1 protein-coding gene is annotated in these 823 nt (G+C 71.3%); it reads left to right on the top strand.

Going from position 1 to position 823, the window contains the following annotated elements:
• The coding region (locus tag KUM32_RS36635; RefSeq protein ID WP_217146202.1) for a tetratricopeptide repeat protein at positions 1-442 on the top strand (442 nt) is incomplete at its 5' end.
• Positions 443-823: the final 381 nt, after the last annotated feature.

Below are 823 nucleotides of genomic sequence, written 5' to 3'. Positions count from 1 at the left end.
CCCCAGCACGCTTTCCTCGCGGAACAACCTTGCATACGCGTACCGCGCGGTGGGGGACCTGGAGCGGGCGATCCCGCTGCACCAGCAGACTCTGACAGGGCGGGAGCGGGTCCTGGGTGGCGATCACCCGGACACGCTGGTCTCGCGGAATAACCTTGCGGGCGCGTACCGCGCGGTGGGGGACCTGGAGCGGGCGATCCCGCTGCACCAGCAGACTCTGACAGGGCGGGAGCGGGTCCTGGGTGGCGATCACCCGGACACGCTGGTCTCGCGGAATAACCTTGCGGGCGCGTACCGCGCGGTGGGGGACCTGGAGCGGGCGATCCCGCTGTATGAGCGGACCCTGACGGGCTGCGAGCGGGTCCTGAGCCAGAGCCATCCATTGATCGCGGTGGTGCGGGCGAACCTGGTACGGGCGCGGTCCGCTGAGCGGTTGCGGTAGCCTCCGTTGGCCGTGCCGGGGATGTGGGCGTGGGTGGTTCGGGCGAGGCGTGTCTGGCTGGCGACAAGAGCCCGGTGCAAAGCGCGTTCGGCGGTGCGCGGTAGAGCAGTTGGCACCTGCCCGTGGTCTTCGCTTGCCCCGCCCACCGGCAGCTGCTGGCGGACGTGTGCTGAAGGTGCGGCCACCTGGCCAATCCAGCCCTTCACAGCCGGGCGACCCTGATCCACCGGCCGGGTGCCGAAAGCAGCCATCCACTGCAGTGCCGCAGCTCTGCCGCGGTGGGCCAACCAGCCACCGTTCCTTCGCCTGAGGGTTGACCGGACGGCCTGGGGCGCGGCCGTGCGCGCCGCCTGGAGCGACGCCAGGGCGCAGTCGGGGTGC

It is taken from the genome of Streptomyces sp. AC627_RSS907 (genome assembly GCF_019049165.1).
Note: the sequence above shows the minus strand (reverse complement) of the source record. Positions and strands in the feature narration are given on the sequence as shown.